Source organism: Pseudomonas sp. Bc-h (genome assembly GCF_002080045.1).
Taxonomy (GTDB): Bacteria; Pseudomonadota; Gammaproteobacteria; order Pseudomonadales; family Pseudomonadaceae; genus Aquipseudomonas.
The window spans coordinates 87036-106276 of record NZ_MUIN01000001.1 but is presented as its reverse complement, the minus strand read 5'-3'; the positions used below and the strand labels follow the sequence as shown (position 1 = coordinate 106276).

Here is a 19241-nt window from a genome sequence, read left to right as displayed (position 1 = left end):
TAAGTCCTTACACGCGTTAAACTGTGCGCGTTTTTTATCCCCCCTTCTTCGGAGCTCTCCATGTCCCGCGTTACCCTGAGTCGCTATCTGATTGAGCAGACCCGCAGCAATAACACTCCTGCCGATCTGCGCTTCCTTATCGAAGTGGTGGCGCGTGCGTGCAAGGAAATCAGCCACGCAGTATCCAAAGGCGCCCTGGGTGGCGTGCTGGGCAGCATGGGTACTGAAAACGTGCAAGGTGAAGTGCAGAAGAAACTGGACGTGATGTCCAACGAGATCCTGCTTGAGGCCAACGAATGGGGCGGTCACCTGGCCGGCATGGCGTCGGAAGAAATGGACAACGCCTACCAGATCCCGGGCAAATACCCGAAGGGCGCGTACCTGCTGGTATTCGACCCACTGGACGGCTCGTCCAACATCGACATCAACGCCCCGGTCGGCACCATCTTCTCGGTTCTGCGTTGCCCTAACGAGTACCTGAGCCAGAACGAAGCGCTGAACGAAAAAGCCTTCCTGCAGCCAGGCACCCAGCAGGTCGCCGCCGGTTATGCGATCTACGGCCCACAGACCATGCTGGTCCTGACGCTGGGCGACGGCGTCAAAGGCTTCACCCTGGACCGTGAAATGGGCAGTTTCGTACTCAGCCACGAAGACATCCGCATCCCTGAGTCCACTCAGGAGTTCGCGGTCAACATGTCCAACCAGCGTCACTGGGAAGCGCCGGTCAAGCGCTACGTCGAAGAACTGCTGGCCGGTGAAGAAGGCCCGCTGAAGAAGAACTACAACATGCGCTGGGTCGCGGCGATGGTGGCCGACGTACACCGCATCCTGACCCGTGGCGGCCTGTTCATGTACCCACGCGACTCTCGCGAGCCGTCCAAGCCAGGCAAACTGCGTCTGATGTACGAAGCCAACCCGATGTCATTCCTGGTCGAACAGGCTGGCGGCGCGTCCACCGACGGCCATCAGCGCATCCTCGACATTCAGCCTGAAGGCCTGCACCAGCGTGTGGCGGTGTTCCTGGGCTCGAAAGAAGAAGTGGAACGCGCGACTTCGTACCACAAAGAGTAAGGATCATGAGCGCGCCTTGGCGGCCTCTGCTGGATTGGTGGTTCGGTTCTGCCGAATCGCCGGACGAGGTTGCCAAGGAGAAAAACAAGCTCTGGTTTGGCAAGAAGAAATCCCAGGACACCGATGCGCTAAACCGCTTCGGTGGTCTGGTCGAACAGGCGCTCAAGGGCGAACTGTCCGAATGGACCGAAACCCCGCAAGGCTGGCTGGCGTTGGTGCTGCTACTCGATCAACTGCCACGCATGATTTTCCGCGATACACCCAAGTCTTACGCTGGCGACAAACGCGCTCAGGAGCTGGTCAAACACGGCCTCAAGCTTGAACGCGACTTGGCGCTGACCCCGCTGCAACGTACCTTCATTTATCTGGTGCTCGAACACACCGAAAACCTCGCCGCTCAAGACGACGCCGTTCGCCGCTTCACCGATTTGCTGGCTTTGCTGCCCTCCACCGAACGTGCTTACTTCACCCGGACCCTCGACTACGCGAAGAAGCATCGGGCGGTGATCGAACGTTTCGGCAGGTACCCGCATCGCAATGAGGTGGTGGGGCGTGAGTCTACGACTGAGGAAGTGGAGTTTCTGAAGGAGCGTGGCTCGCGGTTTTGAGGCTATCGGTGAACGCGCAGAAGACGCTTTGTCAGCAGCGAAACCATATCCCGGCGCACATCGACGACCGCGTGAATAAATACCGCATCCTGTCGAACCTCGTAAATGATGCGGTTCATGCCGGACACCACCTGTCGATACTCGTTGAGGTCAAGCATTTCGATCTCACCAGGAACAGACCCGGCCTGCGGAGAGGCTGCCAGCATCAGCATGCTTTTCTTCAGACCCTCAGATGTTTCCAACCAGACCGAACGAGAAAACCTGGCGATTACGTAGTCACGGAGTTCTTTCAAATCCAGTTTTGCTGAATTCAGAATCACGACTTTGAAGCTCATCGCTCGGCTGTCCCGTCCAGCTCTTCAAATACGTCCTCAACGCTCTCGAACTCACCACGTTCGATCTCCCTGCGACCCAACGCCAGTATCTTCAACAGCGCGAACGTTTCCATCTGTTCCTCATACGTTTTCACATCCATCACGACGAGTTTCGCCTCGCCGTTTTGGGTAATCAACATAGGCTCCCTGCTATCTGAAAGGGTCTTCACGATTTCGGCGGTATGACTTTTCAGGTAGCTGATGGGTTTGATTTGCGACGAAAACCTCATGGCGGCTGCTCCCAACAGAAGAAGGACCGATTTTAGTCTTAATTTGGTCAACCCAGCCAATTCCAGATTCGCATATGAATCGGGAATGACCCTCTCATGGGCATAGTTACTGCCTCAACGGAACCAGACCCACCTTTTTCTCTTCTAAGCTCTCGGCATCACGCCAGCATTTGCGCACGAGCGCAGGCGCTGCGACGTCGCCCCCTCTCGGTTCAGGAGCTTCACCCATGTCTTTGCGTTCTCTCGCGTTGCTGTCGTTCTGCGTGCTGCTGGCGGCGTGCAGCAAGATCAATCAGGAAAACTATTCGAAAATTTCGGCGGGGATGTCCAAGGCACAGATCGAACAGTTGCTTGGCAGCCCGACTGAGTGTTCGGGCGCGCTGGGGATGTCGAGCTGCACCTGGGGCGATCAGAAGACTTTCATCAGCGTTCAATACGCCGCCGACAAGGTCGTGCTGTATTCGGGTCAGGGGCTCAAATGAGGATCAGCCAGGTGATGCGTTTTGCTGCCGTGCTGTTAGCGACCCTGTGGCTGACTGCCTGTGCACAGTCCCCGCAAGGGGAATCCATGGCACCCAGAACCGAAGATCATGTGGACCTGAAGCGCTATCAGGGCACCTGGTACGAGCTGGCGCGGTTGCCGATGTTCTTCCAGCGCAATTGCGCGCAGTCCGAAGCCCACTACAAGCTCAAGGATGACGGCAACATCGCAGTCACCAACCGCTGCCGGACCATGGATGGCAAATGGGAAGAGGCGACAGGCACCGCGTCGCCGCAGGTCGAAGGCAAGACTGACAAGCTCTGGGTAGTGTTCGACAACTGGTTCTCGCGTCTGCTGCCCGGGGTCGCCAAGGGTAATTATTGGGTGCTCGACGTCAGCGACGATTACAAGCTGGCGATCGTCGGCAACCCGAATCGCAGGTACTTGTGGCTCCTGTCGCGCACAGCCCATGTCGACGAGACGACTCGCAATGAGTTGCTGATGAAAGCCCAACAGCAGGGTTATGACACCACCCGGCTGATCTGGCGGGTGGAGGATTCGAAGATCGCCAAGCTAGCAGACTGACCTGTCGCGCTCCATCCCTGAAGCAGCCCGGCTTGCCGCGGTGGCATCATTAAAACGCTACCGCCGACAAGCCGGACTGCTGCAAGGGATGGCGTTTCACAGCGAGAGCGGCGTTAACCGGACTTACCCCAACAACTCCCTCAACACCTGTGCGAAAGCCCGGCTGCTTTCTTCTTCATCAGCATGCCGACCGTCGCGAATCACCCAGCGACCGCCGACCATCACCTCACGAATCTGACGGTCGCCCCCGGCAAATAACCAACGATTGAGAATTGCATCGCCCGACGCCGTCGCCAGGTACGGATCGTTACCGTCGAGCACCAGCCAGTCCGCGCGTTTGCCGACCTCCAGCGCACCAATCGGCTGCCCCATTGCCTGCGCGCCACCGACCAGCGCAGCGTCATACAAGGTACGGCCGACCATCGGTTGATCCAGGCGATACAGACGATTGCGGCGCTGGTCGCGCAGACGTTGACCATATTCCAGCCAACGCAACTCTTCGACGACGCTGAGCGAGACATGGCTGTCCGAACCAATCCCCCAGCGACCGCCTTGAGCGATGTAATCCACTGCCGGGAAAATCCCGTCACCAAGGTTCGCTTCAGTGGTCAGACACAACCCCGCCACCGCACGACTTTTCGCCATCGATGCCACTTCGTCGGCCTCGGCATGGGTCGCGTGCACCAGACACCAACGCTCATCGACATCGACGTTTTCATACAGCCATTGCAGCGGACGGCGGCCGCTCCAAGTGAGGCAGTCGTCGACTTCTTTTTGCTGTTCGGCAATGTGGATGTGAACCGGGCACTGTTTGTCGCTGGCCGCCATCACCTCGCTGATCTGCTGTGGTGTCACGGCGCGCAGCGAGTGGAAACACAACCCCAGGGCCTGCGCCGGTTGCGACTCGATGATCGGCTTAAGGCGCGATTGCAGGTCCAGATAGCTGTGGGTGCTGTTGATGAAGCGGCGCTGCCCTTCGTTCGGCGCCAGCCCGCCAAAACCGGAATGGGTATAAAGCACCGGCAGCAGGGTCATGCCGATGCCAACCGAACTCGCCGCCTGACTCACCTGCAGCGCAAGCTCAGCCGGGTCCGCGTAGGGCTTGCCATCGGTGTCTTGATGGACGTAATGAAACTCGGCAACGGAGGTGAAGCCACCCTTGAGCATCTCGATGTAGAGCTGACGGGCGATGACGCCCAATTGCTGAGGACTGATCTGTCCGACGAGGCGATACATAAGATCGCGCCAGGTCCAGAAGCTGTCGTTGGGATTGCCCGCCACTTCCGCCAGCCCTGCCATTGCGCGCTGAAACGCGTGGGAGTGCAGATTCGGCATGCCCGGCAACACAGGACCGTTGATCAGCTCGGCGCCCTGACGCTCTGAATCGGCCTGGACCTTGGTCAGAAAGCCATCGGCGCTGACCTCGAAACGCACGTTATTGGCCCAGCCAGCAGGCAATAACACTCGTTCGGCAAAGAAAACGGACATTGCTTCGCACCCCTCGCGTGAAATTGTCTATACATATACAGACGTTTGCCTGCCCGGTAAACTGCGGCAAGCTTGTCGTTGACCGAGTAAATGGTTAGTTTGAGCGCCATAACACGCCATTTGCCTCCGACTTTTACGCCATAACAAGGACTTTTCTGTGCCGACTCCGCCTGCCAACTCTCCGCTGGCCGCCCAGATGGGTGACAGTCCGGCGCCTCTCTATGCCCGGGTGAAGCAAATGATCACCCAGCAGATCCAGAACGGAACCTGGCCGCCGCATCATCGCGTGCCGTCCGAGAGCGAGCTGGTGACCCAACTGGGTTTCAGCCGGATGACCATCAACCGCGCTCTGCGCGAGATGACCGCTGAAGGCATGCTCGTGCGCATGCAAGGCGTGGGCACGTTTGTCGCCGAGCCCAAGACCCAGTCCGCACTCTTCGAAGTGCACAACATCGCCGATGAAATCGCTTCCCGCGGCCACACCCATACCTGTCAGGTGATCATCCTCTGCGAAGAGGCTGCCGGCTCCGAGCGCGCGCTGGCGCTGGACATGCGTGAAGGCCAGCGGGTGTTTCATTCGTTGATCGTGCACTTCGAAAACGACATTCCCGTGCAAATCGAAGACCGCTTCGTCAACGCGCTGGTCGCCCCCGACTATTTGCAGCAGGACTTCACCAAGCAAACGCCTTACGCCTACCTCAACCAAGTCGCCCCTTTGACCGAAGGCGAGCACGTGGTCGAGGCGATTCTGGCCGAGCCTGACGAGTGCAAGCTTCTGCAAATCGAAAAAGGCGAGCCGTGCCTGTTGGTACGTCGTCGCACCTGGTCCGGTCGCCAGCCTGTGACCGCCGCCCGCCTGATTCACCCCGGCTCTCGCCACCGCCTGGAAGGACGCTTCAGCAAATGACCCGACTGACTGTTCTGCGCGCCGCCGATTACCCCCGCATGCCCTGGAAAAACGGTGGCGGCAGCACCGAGGAAATCACTCGCGACGCGGGCGAAGGTCTGGACGGTTTCGCCTGGCGTCTGTCGATCGCCGACATTGGTGAGTCGGGCGGCTTTTCGGTGTTCGCCGGTTATCTGCGGATCATCACCGTGCTGCAAGGCGCAGGCATGACGTTAAATATCGACGGCAAGGACAGCGAGCCGTTGCTGCCTTCCGATCCGTTCGCGTTCAGTGGGGACAGTCAGGTGTCCTGCACCTTGCTGGACGGTCCGATCCGCGACTTCAACCTCATCTACGCGCCTGCCCGCTATCGCGCGCGCCTGCAATGGATCGACGTGCTGCAACCCCAGCGTTTCTTCAGCTCCGCCCATGCATTTCTGGTATTCAGTGCAGCGCAGCAGATGGCTGCCAACGTCGCCGAGCATCCGCCACAACTGCTGGAGCGCCACGATTGCCTGCAACTGGACAACGCCGAAGGGTCGTTGCTGGAAGTTGTGCTGTATGCCCCGCGTGCCAGCCGCTGCTGCGTGATCGAGCTGACGGCGATCTAAGCGCCGCCCACCTGTGTTAATTTGCGTTCTTTTTGCACGTACACAGGGACGCCGATGACGAAGCTCAACACTCAAAAAGAAAGCCCACGAGCACTCGCCATTTTTGCCAGCTTCCTCGCGTCGGAATCCGCTGGCGGCCTCGTGCTGATGGGCGCCGCGCTGGCTGCGATCATCGTCGCCAACTCCCCGATGGCCTCGCTCTACTTCGCCGCGTTGCACAGCGTCTGGGGCGGCTTATCGGTCGAGTTGTGGATCAACGACGGCCTGATGGCGATCTTCTTTCTAATGGTCGGGCTGGAAATCAAACGTGAAGTACTGGCGGGCGGGCTCGCCAGTTGGGGCCAGCGCGCCCTGCCCGGTTTTGCTGCTGCTGGCGGCATGCTGGTGCCCGCGCTGATCTACGTCGGCATAAATATGGGCAACCCCGAAACCCTGAGCGGCTGGGCGATTCCGGCGGCCACCGACATCGCCTTTGCCCTGGGCGTGCTGTCGTTGCTCGGCAAACGGGTTCCGACGTCGCTGAAAGTCTTTCTGGCTGCACTGGCGATTCTTGACGACCTCGGCGCGGTCACCATCATCGCGCTGTTCTACAGCACTGGCCTCAACTTGCCGATGTTGGGCGCATCCTTCGCCACCCTTGCCGTTCTGGTGATCATGAATCGCATGGGTGTGCAGCGTCTGTTGCCATACCTGCTGCTCGGCCTGCTGCTGTGGTTCTTCGTTCTTCAGTCAGGCGTGCATGCAACGCTGGCCGGTGTGGCACTCGCCTTGTGCATTCCGCTGGGTACGCGTCAGGAAGAAGCCCGCTCGCCCCTGCTGTTTCTCGAAGAAAAAATGCACTACTGGGTCGCCTTCGCCGTGGTGCCGGTGTTCGGCTTTGCCAACGCGGGTGTGTCGCTGTCCGGGATCAGCCTTGGCAACCTCGTCGACCCCGTACCGCTGGGGGTAGCGCTGGGGTTGTTCTTCGGCAAGCAGATCGGCGTGTTCCTCGCCGCAACGCTTGCCATTCGCTCAGGCTTGGCGAACCTGCCGGAAGGCAGCAACTGGATGCAGATGTACGGCGTCGCGCTGCTCTGCGGGATCGGTTTCACCATGAGCCTGTTCATCGGCAACCTTGCCTTTCCCGGCGCGCCGCATTTGATCGATGAGGTTAAGGTGGGCGTCTTGATGGGTTCCATTCTGTCGGCGATTGTCGGGGTACTGCTGCTGCGCAGTCGGTTGAGTCGGCATTGACTCGTCTCGCGGTCCGAGACCAAAAAAATTATTTTCAGGCCAGTGCATCCAGATCGTCTCCTGCCGGGTAGTACAGACAGCAGCCCTTTGCTGCCGAACGCAATACCCTTCAGGAGTAACTGCGATGAACGCTAAACACTACTTTTCGCTGGCCGCCAGCACTCTGGCCCTGACCTGTGCCTCAACCGTTTTCGCCCAAGCCGATCTGCCCGACAGTATCAAAGTCCCTACCGGTCACAAGGTCAGCATGGAAACCACCGGCATAGGCGAAATCACCTACGAATGCAAAGCCAAAGCCAATAGCACAACAGAGATGGAGTGGACGTTCGTCGGCCCCAAGGCAGTGCTCAATGACCGCAGCGGCAAGCAAGTGGGCACTTACTTCGGCCCTCCTGCCACGTGGGAAGCCAAAGACGGATCGAAAGTGACCGGGACACAGCTGGCCGTGGCGCCCTCCAGTGCGGGAAATCTGCCGTACCAACTGGTCAAGGCCAATCCTGCCGAAGGCAAAGGGGCCATGACCGGCGTGGCTTACATCCAGCGGGTTGCCCTTAAAGGCGGCGTTGCCCCGTCAAGCGCCTGCTCGGCGGATAACAAAGGCGCCAAAGAAGTGGTCAAGTACCAGGCCGACTACATCTTCTGGGCCAGCAACTGACAACAAAGGTTTGGAGGTCCTGCGCGGGAAGTGGACTATGCTCCTGCGCGGAGGCCTCGGCTACCGGCCGCGGCGGCATTCCCTTTTTCATGGCTGATCGATTTGTCCGCACCTCAGACTCCCTTTGATTACGAAGCAGCGTTGCATGCCTGCGCCCGTGGCGAAAGGCGGGCGCTGCAACGGCTTTATGAACAGGAAAGCCCACGCCTGCTTGGCGTGGTGCAACGCATCGTTGTTGACCGGGCACTGGCGGAAGACATCGTCCACGACGCTTTCATCAAGATCTGGAACGCTGCCGCGAGCTTCGACGTCAGCCGTGGCACCGCACGCGGCTGGATGTTCACTGTTGCGCGCCATCTGGCGCTGAACAGCGTGCGCAACAGTGCCCGGGAAGTGGCGATGGATGACGACAATGATGAAGACAGCCACGCCCAGGCCACGCTCGAAGGCTGGCAGGACGTGACCGACGCATTCGATTGGAGGGTCAATCCGGGCCGCATCGATTCTTGTCTCGAACAATTGGACCCCGTGCGTCGCAACTGTGTTTTTTACGCCTACGTCGACGGCTATTCTCATCAGCAAATCGCACAAAAAACGGGTGCGCCGCTGGGCACGGTTAAGGCCTGGATCAAGCGCAGCCTCGTTGCGTTGCGGGAGTGCATTGGATGAGCGAAAAATCAGACACAACACCCGATCATGACGTACAGATTCTGGCGGGTGAGTATGTATTGGGGACGCTTTCGGCCGAGCAACGCGCCGAGGTTCAAGAGCGACTGAATCATGACCCTGCACTGCGCCGGGCCGTAGATGGGTGGGAGGCACGCCTGTTCACCTTGACCGAAATGGCTGAACCGCAACTTCCCTCTTCACGACTCTGGAACCGGATCGAACGCAGTCTGGACGAGCTGTCGACAGCGCCAAGGGCTGCGGCACGCAGAGGCCGCATGAAGTCCGTTCGATGGTGGGACAGTCTCAATGTCTGGCGTACGCTTGCCGGGCTGGGTCTGGCGGCATCGATGATATTGGGGACTTCACTGTTGACCCAGGTTTCGCCTGAGGCCACGCCAACTTATCTGGTTGTCCTCGTGGCCCCGCAAGACAAGGCGCCAGGCTGGGTGATGCAGGCCAACGACGCAAGAGAAATCCAGCTGATCCCGCTGAGCGAAACAGAGGTGCCTGAAGACAAGGCGCTGCAATTCTGGACCAAGGCCGATGATTGGCAAGGGCCGGTTTCGCTAGGGCTGGTCAAACCGGGAGAGGTCTTCCGAGTGCCCCTCGGCAAGTTGCCACCGCTGCAACCCAATCAGCTGTTCGAGCTGACACTCGAGAAGTCCACAGGCTCACCGATCAACAAACCGACCGGCCCGATTCAGTTCATCGGGCGGGCTGTGAAGGTGATCTGATCATGCCAGGGATCAGCCTGGAGCAGTCCAGCGGCGTCGCTACCAGCACAAAACCCGGGGCCCGATCAGCGCGCCGATCACGGTGGACAGCAACAACCCCAGCAGATACCAAACGCCCCAGAAAGGGATCTCCATCTCGGGGCAATGCAGGCAGTAGGCGATCGTCGCCAACGAGCCCGCGAGCAGCCCACCGCAGGCACCGGCCAGACGCAGACGGGTCGGCGCCATGCCGCGCAGGGCCCAGAAGATAGAGATGAAACCGGGAATCGCCAGTAGCGTGATGTTGAACGCACAGGTGCGCCAGGTCTTGCCGAAGATCATCGCAACCCGTGTATCCGGCTCGGCCTGCGACAAGGCATACAGACCGGCGAGCCAGACGATCAGCACTCCGGCACTCACCACCCAGCGGCCGGAGCCCGCGCTCATGCCCGGACGGGCCAGTCGCGTAACCATCCACAGCGAACCTATCGCCAGACACAACGGCAACGCGACTTTGCCCCAGAACAGCGGGGTTCTGGCCATGGTTGCCAAATCAGGACGCGCTCCGAAAAGCACCAGCATCATCAACAGCGAACCCAGCGCCGCGACGACGACCGCCAGGCTGAAACGCTTGGCCAACAGCCCGCGATCTACCGGCGCGACGCCCCCTGCGAGCATGGAAATCAGGTCATCGGTTTTCATCGTGTACCTCGTATGCGCGCCGCCAGCGCCTTCAGGCCGCGATGCACGCCAATCTTGACGGCGGACTCGGAAAGCCCCGTCATCTTCGCTGTTTCGGTTACCGACAAGCCTTCGAGCTTGACGTGCATGATCGGCAAGCGCTGACGATCAGGCAATTCGTGCAACAGTTTGCTCAGGTCCCGACTGGCCTGGGCAGGCTCCAGCTCAGGCTCGGCGAACAGCTCGGCAGTATCGTCCAGAGAATCGTTGAACACATCGCCACGCGAACGGGCGCGGAAAAAGTCGGCGAGTTTATAGCGGGCAATGGCGAATACCCACGCGGTGAGCGGCTGATCGGCGTGATACGTGTGGCGTCCGTTATGCACCCCCAGTAACACCTCCTGAAGCAGATCCTCGATCTCGCCGGGCTGGCGTTGCAAACGCGCCCGCAAAAAGCCACGCAAATGCCCGCTCAGCTCGCCAAGGAATGTCCGGTATGCGCGCTCGTTACCTTCTTGCCCCGCCAGAAACAGCGATTGCAGGTGCATCTCCCGGTTACGTAAAGCCGCGTTGTGCGCCGCGTGATCAGTAGTTCGGTCCATCGCTCGCCCTGGTTACACCATCGGGAAAATTTTTATCGACCGCCACTGAAGCAGCCCTGCTGGCCGACGATGGCGCTCGAAGAATCGCTGCCACCGGCCAGCCGGACTGCCACAGGCGCAACGGTAGTTGCGCAGTAGATGCCGAACTCAGCCGTCAAACAATTCAACTTTCTGTTACCGATTGCCCTGTCACGGGGCGCACGCACCCAAAAGTAACAATGTCCCGTTTCCTGCAATGCTCCTCCTTACCACCTCATACATCGGTCAATGTAGCTCAGACCTTATTCGGCGCGGCTTGGCAGCTTTTCAAACAGCCCACTGGATGAGTTGGCCCCTTGGTTGCATATGCTTGTATGTACAAGTAAATATGAGTATGCAAGCGTACCATCAGTGCCCCGCCTGGATTCACAGCCAGCGGCGTCTGACCTGCTAAACCCATATTCCGCCTGTTCGACACAGGCACGTTAGCCCAGTGCCTGGGCCGGATTGATCATCGAGGATTGTTACGTGACTACTGACAACAAAACCCCAGCCCAGCAATGGACCAAACGCCGCGACGTGGAAATCCGCGCGGCCCGTGGCACTCAACTGACCGCCAAGAGCTGGCTGACCGAAGCGCCGCTGCGGATGTTGATGAACAACCTCGACCCGGAAGTCGCCGAGAACCCGAACGAGCTGGTGGTCTACGGCGGTATCGGTCGCGCGGCACGCAACTGGGAATGCTACGACAAGATCGTCGAAAGCCTGACCAACCTGAATGACGACGAGACCCTGCTGGTGCAATCCGGCAAGCCGGTCGGCGTATTCAAGACCCACAGCAATGCCCCGCGTGTGCTGATCGCCAACTCCAACCTGGTGCCACACTGGGCCAGTTGGGAACACTTCAACGAACTCGATGCCAAGGGCCTGGCGATGTATGGCCAGATGACCGCTGGCAGCTGGATCTACATCGGCAGTCAGGGCATCGTTCAAGGTACCTACGAAACCTTCGTCGAGGCCGGTCGCCAACACTACGACGGCAACCTCACAGGCCGTTGGGTTCTGACTGCAGGCCTGGGCGGCATGGGCGGCGCGCAACCTCTGGCTGCGACCTTGGCCGGCGCTTGCTCGCTGAACATCGAATGCCAGCAGAGCCGTATCGATTTCCGCCTGAAAAGCCGTTACGTCGACGAACAAGCCACCGATCTGGACGATGCTCTGGCGCGCATCGCCAAGTACACCGCCGAAGGCAGAGCGATCTCCATTGCACTGCTGGGCAACGCCGCTGAAATCCTCCCGGAACTGGTCAAGCGCGGCGTGCGCCCTGACATGGTCACTGACCAGACCAGCGCCCACGACCCGCTCAATGGTTACCTGCCAAAAGGCTGGACCTGGGAGCAGTACCGTGACCGCGCTCTCACCGAGCCCGCCGCCGTGGTAAAGGCCGCCAAGCAGTCGATGGCCGAGCACGTCGAAGCGATGCTGGCGTTCCAGAAACAAGGCATTCCTACCTTCGACTACGGCAACAACATCCGTCAGATGGCCAAGGAAGAAGGCGTGAGCAACGCGTTCGATTTCCCAGGCTTCGTACCGGCCTACATCCGTCCGCTGTTCTGCCGTGGCATCGGCCCGTTCCGCTGGGCTGCGCTGTCGGGCAACCCGGAAGACATCTACAAGACAGACGCCAAGGTCAAGGAGCTGATCCCGGACGACGCGCACCTGCACAACTGGCTGGACATGGCGCGCGAGCGCATCAATTTCCAGGGCCTGCCGGCACGTATCTGCTGGGTCGGTCTGGGTCAGCGCGCCAAGCTGGGTCTGGCGTTCAACGAAATGGTCCGTCGCGGTGAGCTGTCGGCACCGGTCGTGATCGGTCGTGACCACCTGGACTCCGGCTCGGTCGCAAGCCCGAACCGCGAAACCGAATCGATGCAGGACGGCTCCGACGCTGTGTCCGACTGGCCACTGCTCAACGCCCTGCTCAACACCGCCAGCGGCGCGACCTGGGTCTCGCTGCACCACGGTGGCGGCGTCGGCATGGGCTTTTCTCAGCACTCGGGCATGGTCATCGTCTGTGACGGTTCGGACGAAGCCGCCGAGCGCATCGCGCGCGTTCTGCATAACGATCCTGCGACTGGCGTCATGCGTCACGCCGACGCCGGTTACCAGATCGCGATCGACTGCGCCAAAGAGCAGGGTCTGAACCTGCCGATGATCGGTAACTGATAGAGAGTCCAGGCTCGGATGAATTGTCTGCCCGGGCCTGCGATAGAGATTCGTCAGTCACGCAGTACGCGTACCAACACTCGCTTCAGGGGAATGTTTGAGATGGCTGTTCAAGATGATCGTGCTGCAAGTTCGTCCGTGATCGAAAGGCGTTCGATCGACTACATCCCTGACGGGGAAAGACATGGCCGTCTGTTCAGTCAATTCACCCTGTGGCTGGGTGCCAACCTGCAGATCACTGCAATCGTCACCGGGGCTCTGGCCGTGGTGCTGGGCGGGGATGTGTTCTGGTCGCTGATCGGGCTGTTCGTCGGCCAGTTGCTGGGCGGTGGCGTCATGGCGCTGCACGCGGCGCAAGGTCCGAAACTGGGTCTGCCGCAGATGATTTCCAGTCGGGTGCAGTTCGGCGTTTTCGGGGCTGTCATCCCGCTGGTGCTGGTGTGCCTGATGTACATCGGTTTTTCCGCCAGCGGCTCGTTGCTGGCCGGGCAGGCCGTCGCTCAACTGATTCAGGTTCCGGACTGGCAAGGCATCGTGATTTTTGCCGCTGCCATCGTGGTCCTGACCATCTTCGGCTACCGGGTCATCCACATGATCGGCCGGGTCGCCAGCATCATCGGCGTGATCGCCTTTATCTACCTGTTCGGTGCGCTTTTGGCGGGTAACGATGTCGGCGCGCTGCTGGGCAACAAGCATTTCTCGCTGAGCAGCTTCCTGCTGGCGATTTCCCTGTCGGCGTCCTGGCAGATCGCGTTCGGTCCCTACGTCGCGGACTACTCGCGGTATCTGCCGCGCCGCACGTCGGCAGGCAAAACCTTCTGGGCCGTCGGTCTGGGCGCCGTGATCGGCGCACAAGTGTCGATGGTGTTCGGTGTATTCGCCGCCGCACTGGCAGGCAAGAACTTCGCGCATCACGAGGTCTCGTTCATCGTCGGTCTGGGCGGCACGGGAGCCGTCGCGGCGGCGCTGTATTTCAGCATCGCCTTCGGCAAGGTCACCGTGACCACGCTCAACGCCTACGGCAGCTTCATGTCGATTGCCACGATTGTCAGCGGCTTCCGGGGCAACCGCCATATTTCCAGAGGCCTGCGCCTGACCTACATCTTCGCCATGGTCGGCCTCTCCACTGCATTGGCGCTGCTGGGCAAGGATTCGTTCCTCAAGGACTTCTCGGCGTTCATCCTGTTCCTGCTGGCGTTCTTCACGCCATGGAGCGCGATCAACCTGGTGGATTTCTACTGCATCACCAAAGAACGCTACGACATTCCTGCACTGTCCAATCCTGACGGTCGCTATGGCCGCTGGAACTGGATCGGCATCGGCATTTACGTGATCGGCGTGCTGATTCAAATGCCGTTCATCTCCACCCACTTCTACACTGGGCCTCTGGTGGCCAGCCTGGACGATACCGACATCTCGTGGATCATCGGCCTGGTCGTGCCTGCCGCGCTGTATTACATCGCCGCGAAGAAGTGGCCCGGCAAGATTGCCGACCGTTTGATCCTGCCGACAGAGCGGGACGTTCCAACGACGAGCCATAACCCTGTACCGGCGAGAGCGGCGGTGAACTGAGCCGCGTCATGCACGTCTGTTAAAGCTGGAGTGAAGCGGGACGGGGCGCAACAAGTGCCCTTCCCATAGGCTGGATGCCAACCGCTTTCGTTACTGCCCTGCCTCATCCAACTCAAGACCAGGAGCGTCACACAATGAAAACGAAAAAGACCCTGCTATCCACGTTGCTGACAGTCGGCGTACTCGCCAGTGGTGCCAGCCAGGCAGCGGGATGGTGTGAGTCCGGCAAACCGGTGAAATTCGCCGGCTTGAACTGGGAAAGCGCAATGCTTCTGACCGACGTGCTGCAAGTGGTCCTGAACAAGGGTTATGGCTGCGAAACCGATAGTCTGCCGGGCAACTCCATCACCATGGAAAACGCCCTGGGCACCAACGATATTCAAGTCTTCGCCGAGGAGTGGGTAGGCCGCAGCGAGGTGTGGAACAAGGCTGAAGCAGCTGGCAAAGTCGTGGGCGTCGGCGCACCGGTCAAAGGCGCAGTGGAGGGCTGGTACGTGCCTCGTTACGTGATCGAAGGCGACGCCAAGCGCAAGCTGGAAGCCAAGGCGCCGGACCTGAAATCAATCGCAGACCTGGGCAAATATTCTGCGCTGTTCAAGGACGCCGAAGAGCCGGAAAAAGGCCGCTTCTATAACTGCCCGGCTGGCTGGACCTGCGAGCTGGAAAACAGCGAAATGCTCAAAAGCTACGGCCTGGAAAGCAAGTACACCAACTTCCGTCCAGGCACCGGCCCTGCGCTGGATGCCGCGATCCTCTCCAGCTACAAGCGTGGCGAGCCGATCCTGGCCTACTACTGGTCGCCAACGCCTTTGATGGGCCAGGTGGACATGGTGCGTCTGGAAGAAAAAGCGGGCGTGAACAAGACCATCGATATCAAGGTCGGCCTGTCCAAGGCATTTCACGAACAGGCGCCTGAGCTGGTGGCCGTGATGGAAAAGGTCAATATCCCCATCGACCTGCTGAACCAGAACCTTGCCCGCATGACCAAGGACCGCATCGAGTCGCCGAAGCTGGCGAAGATCTTCCTCAAGGAACATCCTGAAGTCTGGCATCAGTGGGTCAGCGAAGACGCCGCCAGGAAGGTGGATGCTTCGTTGTAAGGCTTGCGGGCAATCGCACACAGATCCCTTTTGCAGTCCGGCATGCCGGCGGTAGCGATACCGAGAATGTCACCGCCGGCGAGCCGGACTGCCACAAGAGATCGGCTCCAACTTACTTGATCGAGACACGCCTATGTTCCCCGAAAGCTTCACGTTCTCCATCGCCGACTGGGTCAACGACTGGGTCGACAAACTGGTCACCAACTACGGCGACGTGTTCCGGCACATCTCCGACACGTTGCTGTGGGCCATCGTCAAACTCGAAGGTCTGCTGCGCGTCGCGCCATGGTGGGTGCTGCTGGCCATCGTCGGCCTCATCGCCTGGCACGCCACCCGTAAAGTCACGACCACGGCCGTGATCGTCGGGCTGCTGTTTCTGGTCGGTGCCGTGGGCCTGTGGGACAAGCTGATGCAGACCCTGGCGCTGATGCTGGTCGCGACCTTCATCTCGGTGCTGATCGGCGTGCCGCTGGGCATTCTCTCGGCACGCAGCAATCGCCTGCGTTCGGTGCTGATGCCGCTGCTCGACATCATGCAGACCATGCCCAGCTTCGTTTACCTGATTCCGGTGCTGATGCTGTTCGGCCTGGGTAAGGTTCCGGCGATCTTCGCGACCGTGATCTATGCCGCGCCTCCGCTGATCCGTCTGACCGATCTGGGCATTCGTCAGGTCGACGGCGAGGTCATGGAGGCGATCAACGCGTTCGGCGCCAACCGCTGGCAGCAGCTGTTCGGCGTGCAACTGCCGCTTGCCCTGCCGAGCATCATGGCCGGGATCAACCAGACGACCATGATGGCCCTGTCGATGGTGGTGATCGCCTCGATGATCGGCGCCCGCGGCCTGGGCGAAGACGTATTGGTAGGGATTCAGACCCTCAACGTCGGTCGCGGCCTGGAAGCGGGTCTGGCCATCGTCATCCTGGCGGTCGTGATCGACCGCATCACGCAGGCCTATGGCCGGCCACGGCATGAGGCGAGCAAATGATGAGCGTTGAACCGAACAAAATCGTCGTCAAGAACGTGTACAAGATCTTCGGCGGCCGCGCGAAAGAAGCCCTGGCCATGGTTCAGCAGAACCAGAGCAAGGATCAGGTGCTGGCGCAGACGGGTTGCGTGGTCGGCGTGAACGACCTGTCGCTGTCCATCGGCAGCGGCGAGATCTTCGTGATCATGGGCCTGTCGGGCTCCGGCAAATCAACGCTGGTGCGGCACTTCAACCGTCTGATCGATCCTACCAGTGGCGAAATCCTGGTCGATGGCGAGAACATCCTGACTTACGACATGGAAGCGCTGCGCAACTTCCGACGGCACAAGATCAGTATGGTGTTCCAGAGCTTCGGTCTGCTGCCGCACAAGACCGTGATGGAAAACGTCGCTTACGGCCTGACCGTTCGTGGAGAGAGCAAGGCGCAATGCGCCGAGCGTGCGCAGCACTGGATCACCACGGTGGGCCTGAAAGGCTACGAGAAAAAATACCCTCACCAGCTCTCCGGCGGCATGCGTCAACGTGTGGGCCTGGCTCGCGCACTGGCGGCCGACACTGACATCATCCTCATGGACGAAGCTTTCAGCGCCCTCGATCCGCTGATCCGTGCCGAAATGCAGGACCAGTTGCTGGAGCTGCAATCGACCCTGAAGAAGACCATCGTCTTCATCACCCACGACCTAGACGAAGCCGTGCGCATCGGCAACCGCATCGCCATCCTCAAGGACGGCCGGTTGATTCAGGTCGGAACACCGAAAGAAATCCTCTACTCGCCAGCCGACGAATACGTTGATCGTTTCGTCCAGCGGCGCGTGGCGACCCTTTAAGGACGGCTGTAGAAATGTCGCGAGCAGAACAGATCATCATCGGCGATGCCCAGCTCACCTGGCAGGACGTGACCGCCGTGGCTCGTCACGGCGCCACGCTTGTCCTGTCGGCAAATGCCTGGGCGCGCATCGACAATGCGCAGGCCATCGTGCAGAGCATCGTCGCCAGCGGTGAGCGCGCCTATGGCGTGAACACCGGGCTGGGTGCGCTGTGCAATGTTTCGCTGGAGCGCGAGCAGCTGAGTCGCCTGTCGCGCAATACCCTGCTCAGCCATGCCTGCGGTGTCGGTCCTGCGCTGCCCGACGAGCAGACCCGTGCGATCATCTGCGCCGCGATCATCAACTACAGCCAGGGCAAATCCGGGATTCATCGGCAGGTGGTCGAGGCGTTGCTGGCCTTGCTCAACCATCGCATCACGCCCCAGGTGCCCTCCCAGGGTTCGGTGGGGTATCTGACCCACATGGCGCACATCGGCGTGGCGTTGCTGGGCGTCGGGCAGGTGAGCTATCGCGGCCAGGTGATTTCCGCCCTGCACGCCCTGAACGAAGAAGGACTGTCGCCCGTTGAGCTGGGCGCCAAAGACGGTTTGTGTCTGGTCAACGGTACGCCATGCATGACCGGCCTCAGTTGCCTGGCCATCGCCGACGTCAACCGCCTGATGCAGTGGGCCGACGTGATCGGTGCCATGACCTTCGAAGCGCTGCGCGGCCAACTGGACGCGTTCGACGAAACCATCATTGCGCTCAAGCCGCATCCTGGCATGCAGCAAGTGGGCAAGAACCTGCGCGGTTTGCTGGCGGGCAGTGAAGTGCTGGCCAACAGCAAGGGCATTCGTACTCAGGACGCCCTGAGTATCCGTTCGATCCCGCAGGTCCACGGGGCGACTCGCGACCAGCTCACCCACGCCACGCGGCAGATCGAAACCGAGCTCAATTCCGCCACCGACAACCCGCTGCTGCTGGGCACGCCCGAGGCTTACCGCGTTGTGTCACAGGCCAACCCCCATGGTCAGTCGGTGGCGATGGCCGCCGACCTGTTGGCAATCGCCATGGCTGAACTGGGTTCGATTGCAGAGCGACGTCTGGATCGTCTGATCAACCCCACCGTCAGCGGGCTGCCGGCGTTTCTGGTCAGCCAGCCGGGGGTCAACTCCGGGATGATGATCGTGCAGTACGTTGCCGCCTCGCTGTGCGCGGAAAACCGCCAGATGGCGCAACCGGCGGTCATCGACAACTACGTCACCTCGGGCCTGCAGGAAGATCATCTGAGCATGGGCACCAGCGCCGCACTGAAGCTGCACAAGGTGCTGGAGAATGTCACGCAGATCCTCGCCATCGAGTACCTGCTGGCTGCGCAAGCGTTCGAATTCTTCAAGGGCCCGCGCTTCGGCGTCGGCACCGAGGCGGCGTGGCGCCTGTTACGCGAGCGTGTTCCGGCCTATGACGAAGACCGCTGGCTGGCCCCGGACATCGCCAGCAGCGTGACGCTGCTCAAGAACGAAGAGTCATTGGAAACCGTATTCCAGGTCTGCCGCGATCATGCGGCAGCGCCCAACCACAACAGCATCAGCAACAGTCGCAGTTCGAGCGCCACAAGCGCGGGGCAGGCAGGAGCCAGTTCAAGGCACGCGACCGACATCAACGAAGGAGTAGCAGCATCGTGAC

The 19241-nt window shown here is 60.3% G+C and carries 21 protein-coding genes; 16 read left to right on the top strand and 5 right to left on the bottom strand.

What is annotated here, in order from left to right:
- Positions 1 to 60: 60 nt before the first annotated feature.
- Entirely contained in the window at positions 61 to 1071 is a 1011-nt protein-coding gene (locus BWR59_RS00525) for a class 1 fructose-bisphosphatase (RefSeq protein ID WP_081563697.1), read from the top strand.
- A 5-nt stretch (positions 1072 to 1076) separates the two neighbouring features.
- Positions 1077 to 1679 carry a DUF924 family protein gene (locus BWR59_RS00520; protein WP_081563696.1) on the top strand — a complete coding sequence of 201 codons (603 nt, stop codon included), beginning with the start codon at positions 1077 to 1079 and terminating at the stop codon, positions 1677 to 1679.
- A gap of 2 nt (positions 1680 to 1681) precedes the next feature.
- Here BWR59_RS00520 and BWR59_RS00515 read toward each other — a convergent pair whose 3' ends face one another.
- Together BWR59_RS00515 and BWR59_RS00510 are read right to left on the bottom strand one after the other, a co-directional pair.
- Positions 1682 to 2014 carry a type II toxin-antitoxin system RelE/ParE family toxin gene (locus BWR59_RS00515; protein WP_081563695.1) on the bottom strand — a complete coding sequence of 111 codons (333 nt, stop codon included), beginning with the start codon at positions 2012 to 2014 and terminating at the stop codon, positions 1682 to 1684.
- Positions 2011 to 2283 carry a type II toxin-antitoxin system Phd/YefM family antitoxin gene (locus tag BWR59_RS00510; protein ID WP_081563694.1) on the bottom strand — a complete coding sequence of 91 codons (273 nt, stop codon included), beginning with the start codon at positions 2281 to 2283 and terminating at the stop codon, positions 2011 to 2013. The genes BWR59_RS00515 and BWR59_RS00510 overlap by 4 nt, the downstream gene beginning before the upstream one ends.
- A 227-nt stretch (positions 2284 to 2510) precedes the next feature.
- Here BWR59_RS00510 and bamE point away from each other — a divergent pair, with 227 nt between their 5' ends.
- Positions 2511 to 2765, top strand: coding sequence for an outer membrane protein assembly factor BamE (gene bamE / locus BWR59_RS00505; protein ID WP_081563693.1), 255 nt, complete (start codon positions 2511 to 2513; stop codon positions 2763 to 2765).
- An 86-nt stretch (positions 2766 to 2851) separates the two neighbouring features.
- Positions 2852 to 3349, top strand: coding sequence for a lipocalin family protein (locus tag BWR59_RS00500; RefSeq protein ID WP_230981927.1), 498 nt, complete (start codon positions 2852 to 2854; stop codon positions 3347 to 3349).
- A 123-nt stretch (positions 3350 to 3472) separates the two neighbouring features.
- On the opposite strand, the gene BWR59_RS00495 is transcribed toward BWR59_RS00500, so the two are convergent.
- Positions 3473 to 4837: a formimidoylglutamate deiminase gene (locus BWR59_RS00495; RefSeq protein ID WP_081563692.1), complete on the bottom strand. Its 1365-nt coding sequence runs from the start codon at positions 4835 to 4837 to the stop codon at positions 3473 to 3475.
- Positions 4838 to 5033: 196 nt separating this feature from the next.
- Between BWR59_RS00495 and hutC the strand changes: the two genes are divergently transcribed.
- From hutC to BWR59_RS00465, 6 genes are all read left to right on the top strand, one after another.
- A complete protein-coding gene (gene hutC, locus BWR59_RS00490) occupies positions 5034 to 5744 on the top strand; it encodes a histidine utilization repressor (RefSeq protein ID WP_178111203.1) in 711 nt (236 codons plus the stop codon).
- Positions 5741 to 6334 carry a HutD family protein gene (locus tag BWR59_RS00485; RefSeq protein ID WP_081563690.1) on the top strand — a complete coding sequence of 198 codons (594 nt, stop codon included), beginning with the start codon at positions 5741 to 5743 and terminating at the stop codon, positions 6332 to 6334. Before hutC ends, BWR59_RS00485 begins: the two co-directional genes overlap by 4 nt.
- A 54-nt stretch (positions 6335 to 6388) precedes the next feature.
- Entirely contained in the window at positions 6389 to 7567 is a 1179-nt protein-coding gene (gene nhaA, locus BWR59_RS00480) for a Na+/H+ antiporter NhaA (protein ID WP_081563689.1), read from the top strand.
- 124 nt (positions 7568 to 7691) lie between these two features.
- The gene (locus BWR59_RS00475) at positions 7692 to 8222 is read left to right on the top strand and encodes a DUF3455 domain-containing protein (RefSeq protein ID WP_081563688.1); all 531 of its coding nucleotides are present in this window, start codon (positions 7692 to 7694) and stop codon (positions 8220 to 8222) included.
- A 102-nt stretch (positions 8223 to 8324) separates the two neighbouring features.
- Entirely contained in the window at positions 8325 to 8891 is a 567-nt protein-coding gene (locus tag BWR59_RS00470) for a sigma-70 family RNA polymerase sigma factor (RefSeq protein ID WP_081563687.1), read from the top strand.
- A complete protein-coding gene (locus BWR59_RS00465; protein ID WP_081563686.1) occupies positions 8888 to 9625 on the top strand; it encodes an anti-sigma factor in 738 nt (245 codons plus the stop codon). Before BWR59_RS00470 ends, BWR59_RS00465 begins: the two co-directional genes overlap by 4 nt.
- Positions 9626 to 9664: 39 nt before the next feature.
- On the opposite strand, the gene BWR59_RS00460 is transcribed toward BWR59_RS00465, so the two are convergent.
- Together BWR59_RS00460 and BWR59_RS00455 are read right to left on the bottom strand one after the other, a co-directional pair.
- On the bottom strand, positions 9665 to 10306 hold the full coding sequence (locus BWR59_RS00460) for a DUF1109 domain-containing protein (RefSeq protein ID WP_081563685.1): 642 nt from the start codon (positions 10304 to 10306) through the stop codon (positions 9665 to 9667).
- Complete coding sequence (locus tag BWR59_RS00455; RefSeq protein WP_081563684.1) at positions 10303 to 10887, bottom strand: sigma-70 family RNA polymerase sigma factor; 585 nt, start codon at positions 10885 to 10887, stop codon at positions 10303 to 10305. The genes BWR59_RS00460 and BWR59_RS00455 overlap by 4 nt, the downstream gene beginning before the upstream one ends.
- Before the next feature lie 507 nt (positions 10888 to 11394).
- On the opposite strand from BWR59_RS00455, the gene hutU reads away from it, so the two are divergent.
- The 6 genes from hutU to hutH all read left to right on the top strand — a co-directional run bounded on the left by hutU (position 11395) and on the right by hutH (position 19240).
- The gene (hutU, locus tag BWR59_RS00450; RefSeq protein ID WP_081563683.1) at positions 11395 to 13092 is read left to right on the top strand and encodes a urocanate hydratase; all 1698 of its coding nucleotides are present in this window, start codon (positions 11395 to 11397) and stop codon (positions 13090 to 13092) included.
- Positions 13093 to 13194: 102 nt separating this feature from the next.
- Positions 13195 to 14664 carry a cytosine permease gene (locus BWR59_RS00445; RefSeq protein ID WP_081563682.1) on the top strand — a complete coding sequence of 490 codons (1470 nt, stop codon included), beginning with the start codon at positions 13195 to 13197 and terminating at the stop codon, positions 14662 to 14664.
- A 134-nt stretch (positions 14665 to 14798) separates the two neighbouring features.
- Entirely contained in the window at positions 14799 to 15764 is a 966-nt protein-coding gene (locus tag BWR59_RS00440) for an ABC transporter substrate-binding protein (RefSeq protein WP_081563681.1), read from the top strand.
- A gap of 133 nt (positions 15765 to 15897) precedes the next feature.
- Complete coding sequence (locus tag BWR59_RS00435) at positions 15898 to 16749, top strand: proline/glycine betaine ABC transporter permease (protein ID WP_081563680.1); 852 nt, start codon at positions 15898 to 15900, stop codon at positions 16747 to 16749.
- The gene (locus BWR59_RS00430) at positions 16746 to 17576 is read left to right on the top strand and encodes a glycine betaine/L-proline ABC transporter ATP-binding protein (RefSeq protein ID WP_081563679.1); all 831 of its coding nucleotides are present in this window, start codon (positions 16746 to 16748) and stop codon (positions 17574 to 17576) included. The genes BWR59_RS00435 and BWR59_RS00430 overlap by 4 nt, the downstream gene beginning before the upstream one ends.
- 14 nt (positions 17577 to 17590) lie before the next feature.
- On the top strand, positions 17591 to 19240 hold the full coding sequence (gene hutH / locus BWR59_RS00425; RefSeq protein ID WP_081563678.1) for a histidine ammonia-lyase: 1650 nt from the start codon (positions 17591 to 17593) through the stop codon (positions 19238 to 19240).
- Position 19241 lies beyond the last annotated feature (1 nt).

Coding starts and splice junctions, on each gene's coding strand:
- BWR59_RS00475 (WP_081563688.1), top strand. CDS start 7,692: ATGAACGCTAAACACTACTTTTCGCTGGCCGCCAGCACTCTGGCCCTG.
- BWR59_RS00455 (WP_081563684.1), bottom strand. CDS start 10,887: ATGGACCGAACTACTGATCACGCGGCGCACAACGCGGCTTTACGTAAC.
- BWR59_RS00500 (WP_230981927.1), top strand. CDS start 2,852: ATGGCACCCAGAACCGAAGATCATGTGGACCTGAAGCGCTATCAGGGC.
- BWR59_RS00445 (WP_081563682.1), top strand. CDS start 13,195: ATGGCTGTTCAAGATGATCGTGCTGCAAGTTCGTCCGTGATCGAAAGG.
- BWR59_RS00525 (WP_081563697.1), top strand. CDS start 61: ATGTCCCGCGTTACCCTGAGTCGCTATCTGATTGAGCAGACCCGCAGC.
- BWR59_RS00515 (WP_081563695.1), bottom strand. CDS start 2,014: ATGAGCTTCAAAGTCGTGATTCTGAATTCAGCAAAACTGGATTTGAAA.
- BWR59_RS00510 (WP_081563694.1), bottom strand. CDS start 2,283: ATGAGGTTTTCGTCGCAAATCAAACCCATCAGCTACCTGAAAAGTCAT.
- BWR59_RS00465 (WP_081563686.1), top strand. CDS start 8,888: ATGAGCGAAAAATCAGACACAACACCCGATCATGACGTACAGATTCTG.
- hutC (WP_178111203.1), top strand. CDS start 5,034: ATGGGTGACAGTCCGGCGCCTCTCTATGCCCGGGTGAAGCAAATGATC.
- nhaA (WP_081563689.1), top strand. CDS start 6,389: ATGACGAAGCTCAACACTCAAAAAGAAAGCCCACGAGCACTCGCCATT.
- BWR59_RS00430 (WP_081563679.1), top strand. CDS start 16,746: ATGATGAGCGTTGAACCGAACAAAATCGTCGTCAAGAACGTGTACAAG.
- BWR59_RS00435 (WP_081563680.1), top strand. CDS start 15,898: ATGTTCCCCGAAAGCTTCACGTTCTCCATCGCCGACTGGGTCAACGAC.
- hutH (WP_081563678.1), top strand. CDS start 17,591: ATGTCGCGAGCAGAACAGATCATCATCGGCGATGCCCAGCTCACCTGG.
- bamE (WP_081563693.1), top strand. CDS start 2,511: ATGTCTTTGCGTTCTCTCGCGTTGCTGTCGTTCTGCGTGCTGCTGGCG.
- BWR59_RS00485 (WP_081563690.1), top strand. CDS start 5,741: ATGACCCGACTGACTGTTCTGCGCGCCGCCGATTACCCCCGCATGCCC.
- BWR59_RS00495 (WP_081563692.1), bottom strand. CDS start 4,837: ATGTCCGTTTTCTTTGCCGAACGAGTGTTATTGCCTGCTGGCTGGGCC.
- BWR59_RS00440 (WP_081563681.1), top strand. CDS start 14,799: ATGAAAACGAAAAAGACCCTGCTATCCACGTTGCTGACAGTCGGCGTA.
- BWR59_RS00460 (WP_081563685.1), bottom strand. CDS start 10,306: ATGAAAACCGATGACCTGATTTCCATGCTCGCAGGGGGCGTCGCGCCG.
- BWR59_RS00520 (WP_081563696.1), top strand. CDS start 1,077: ATGAGCGCGCCTTGGCGGCCTCTGCTGGATTGGTGGTTCGGTTCTGCC.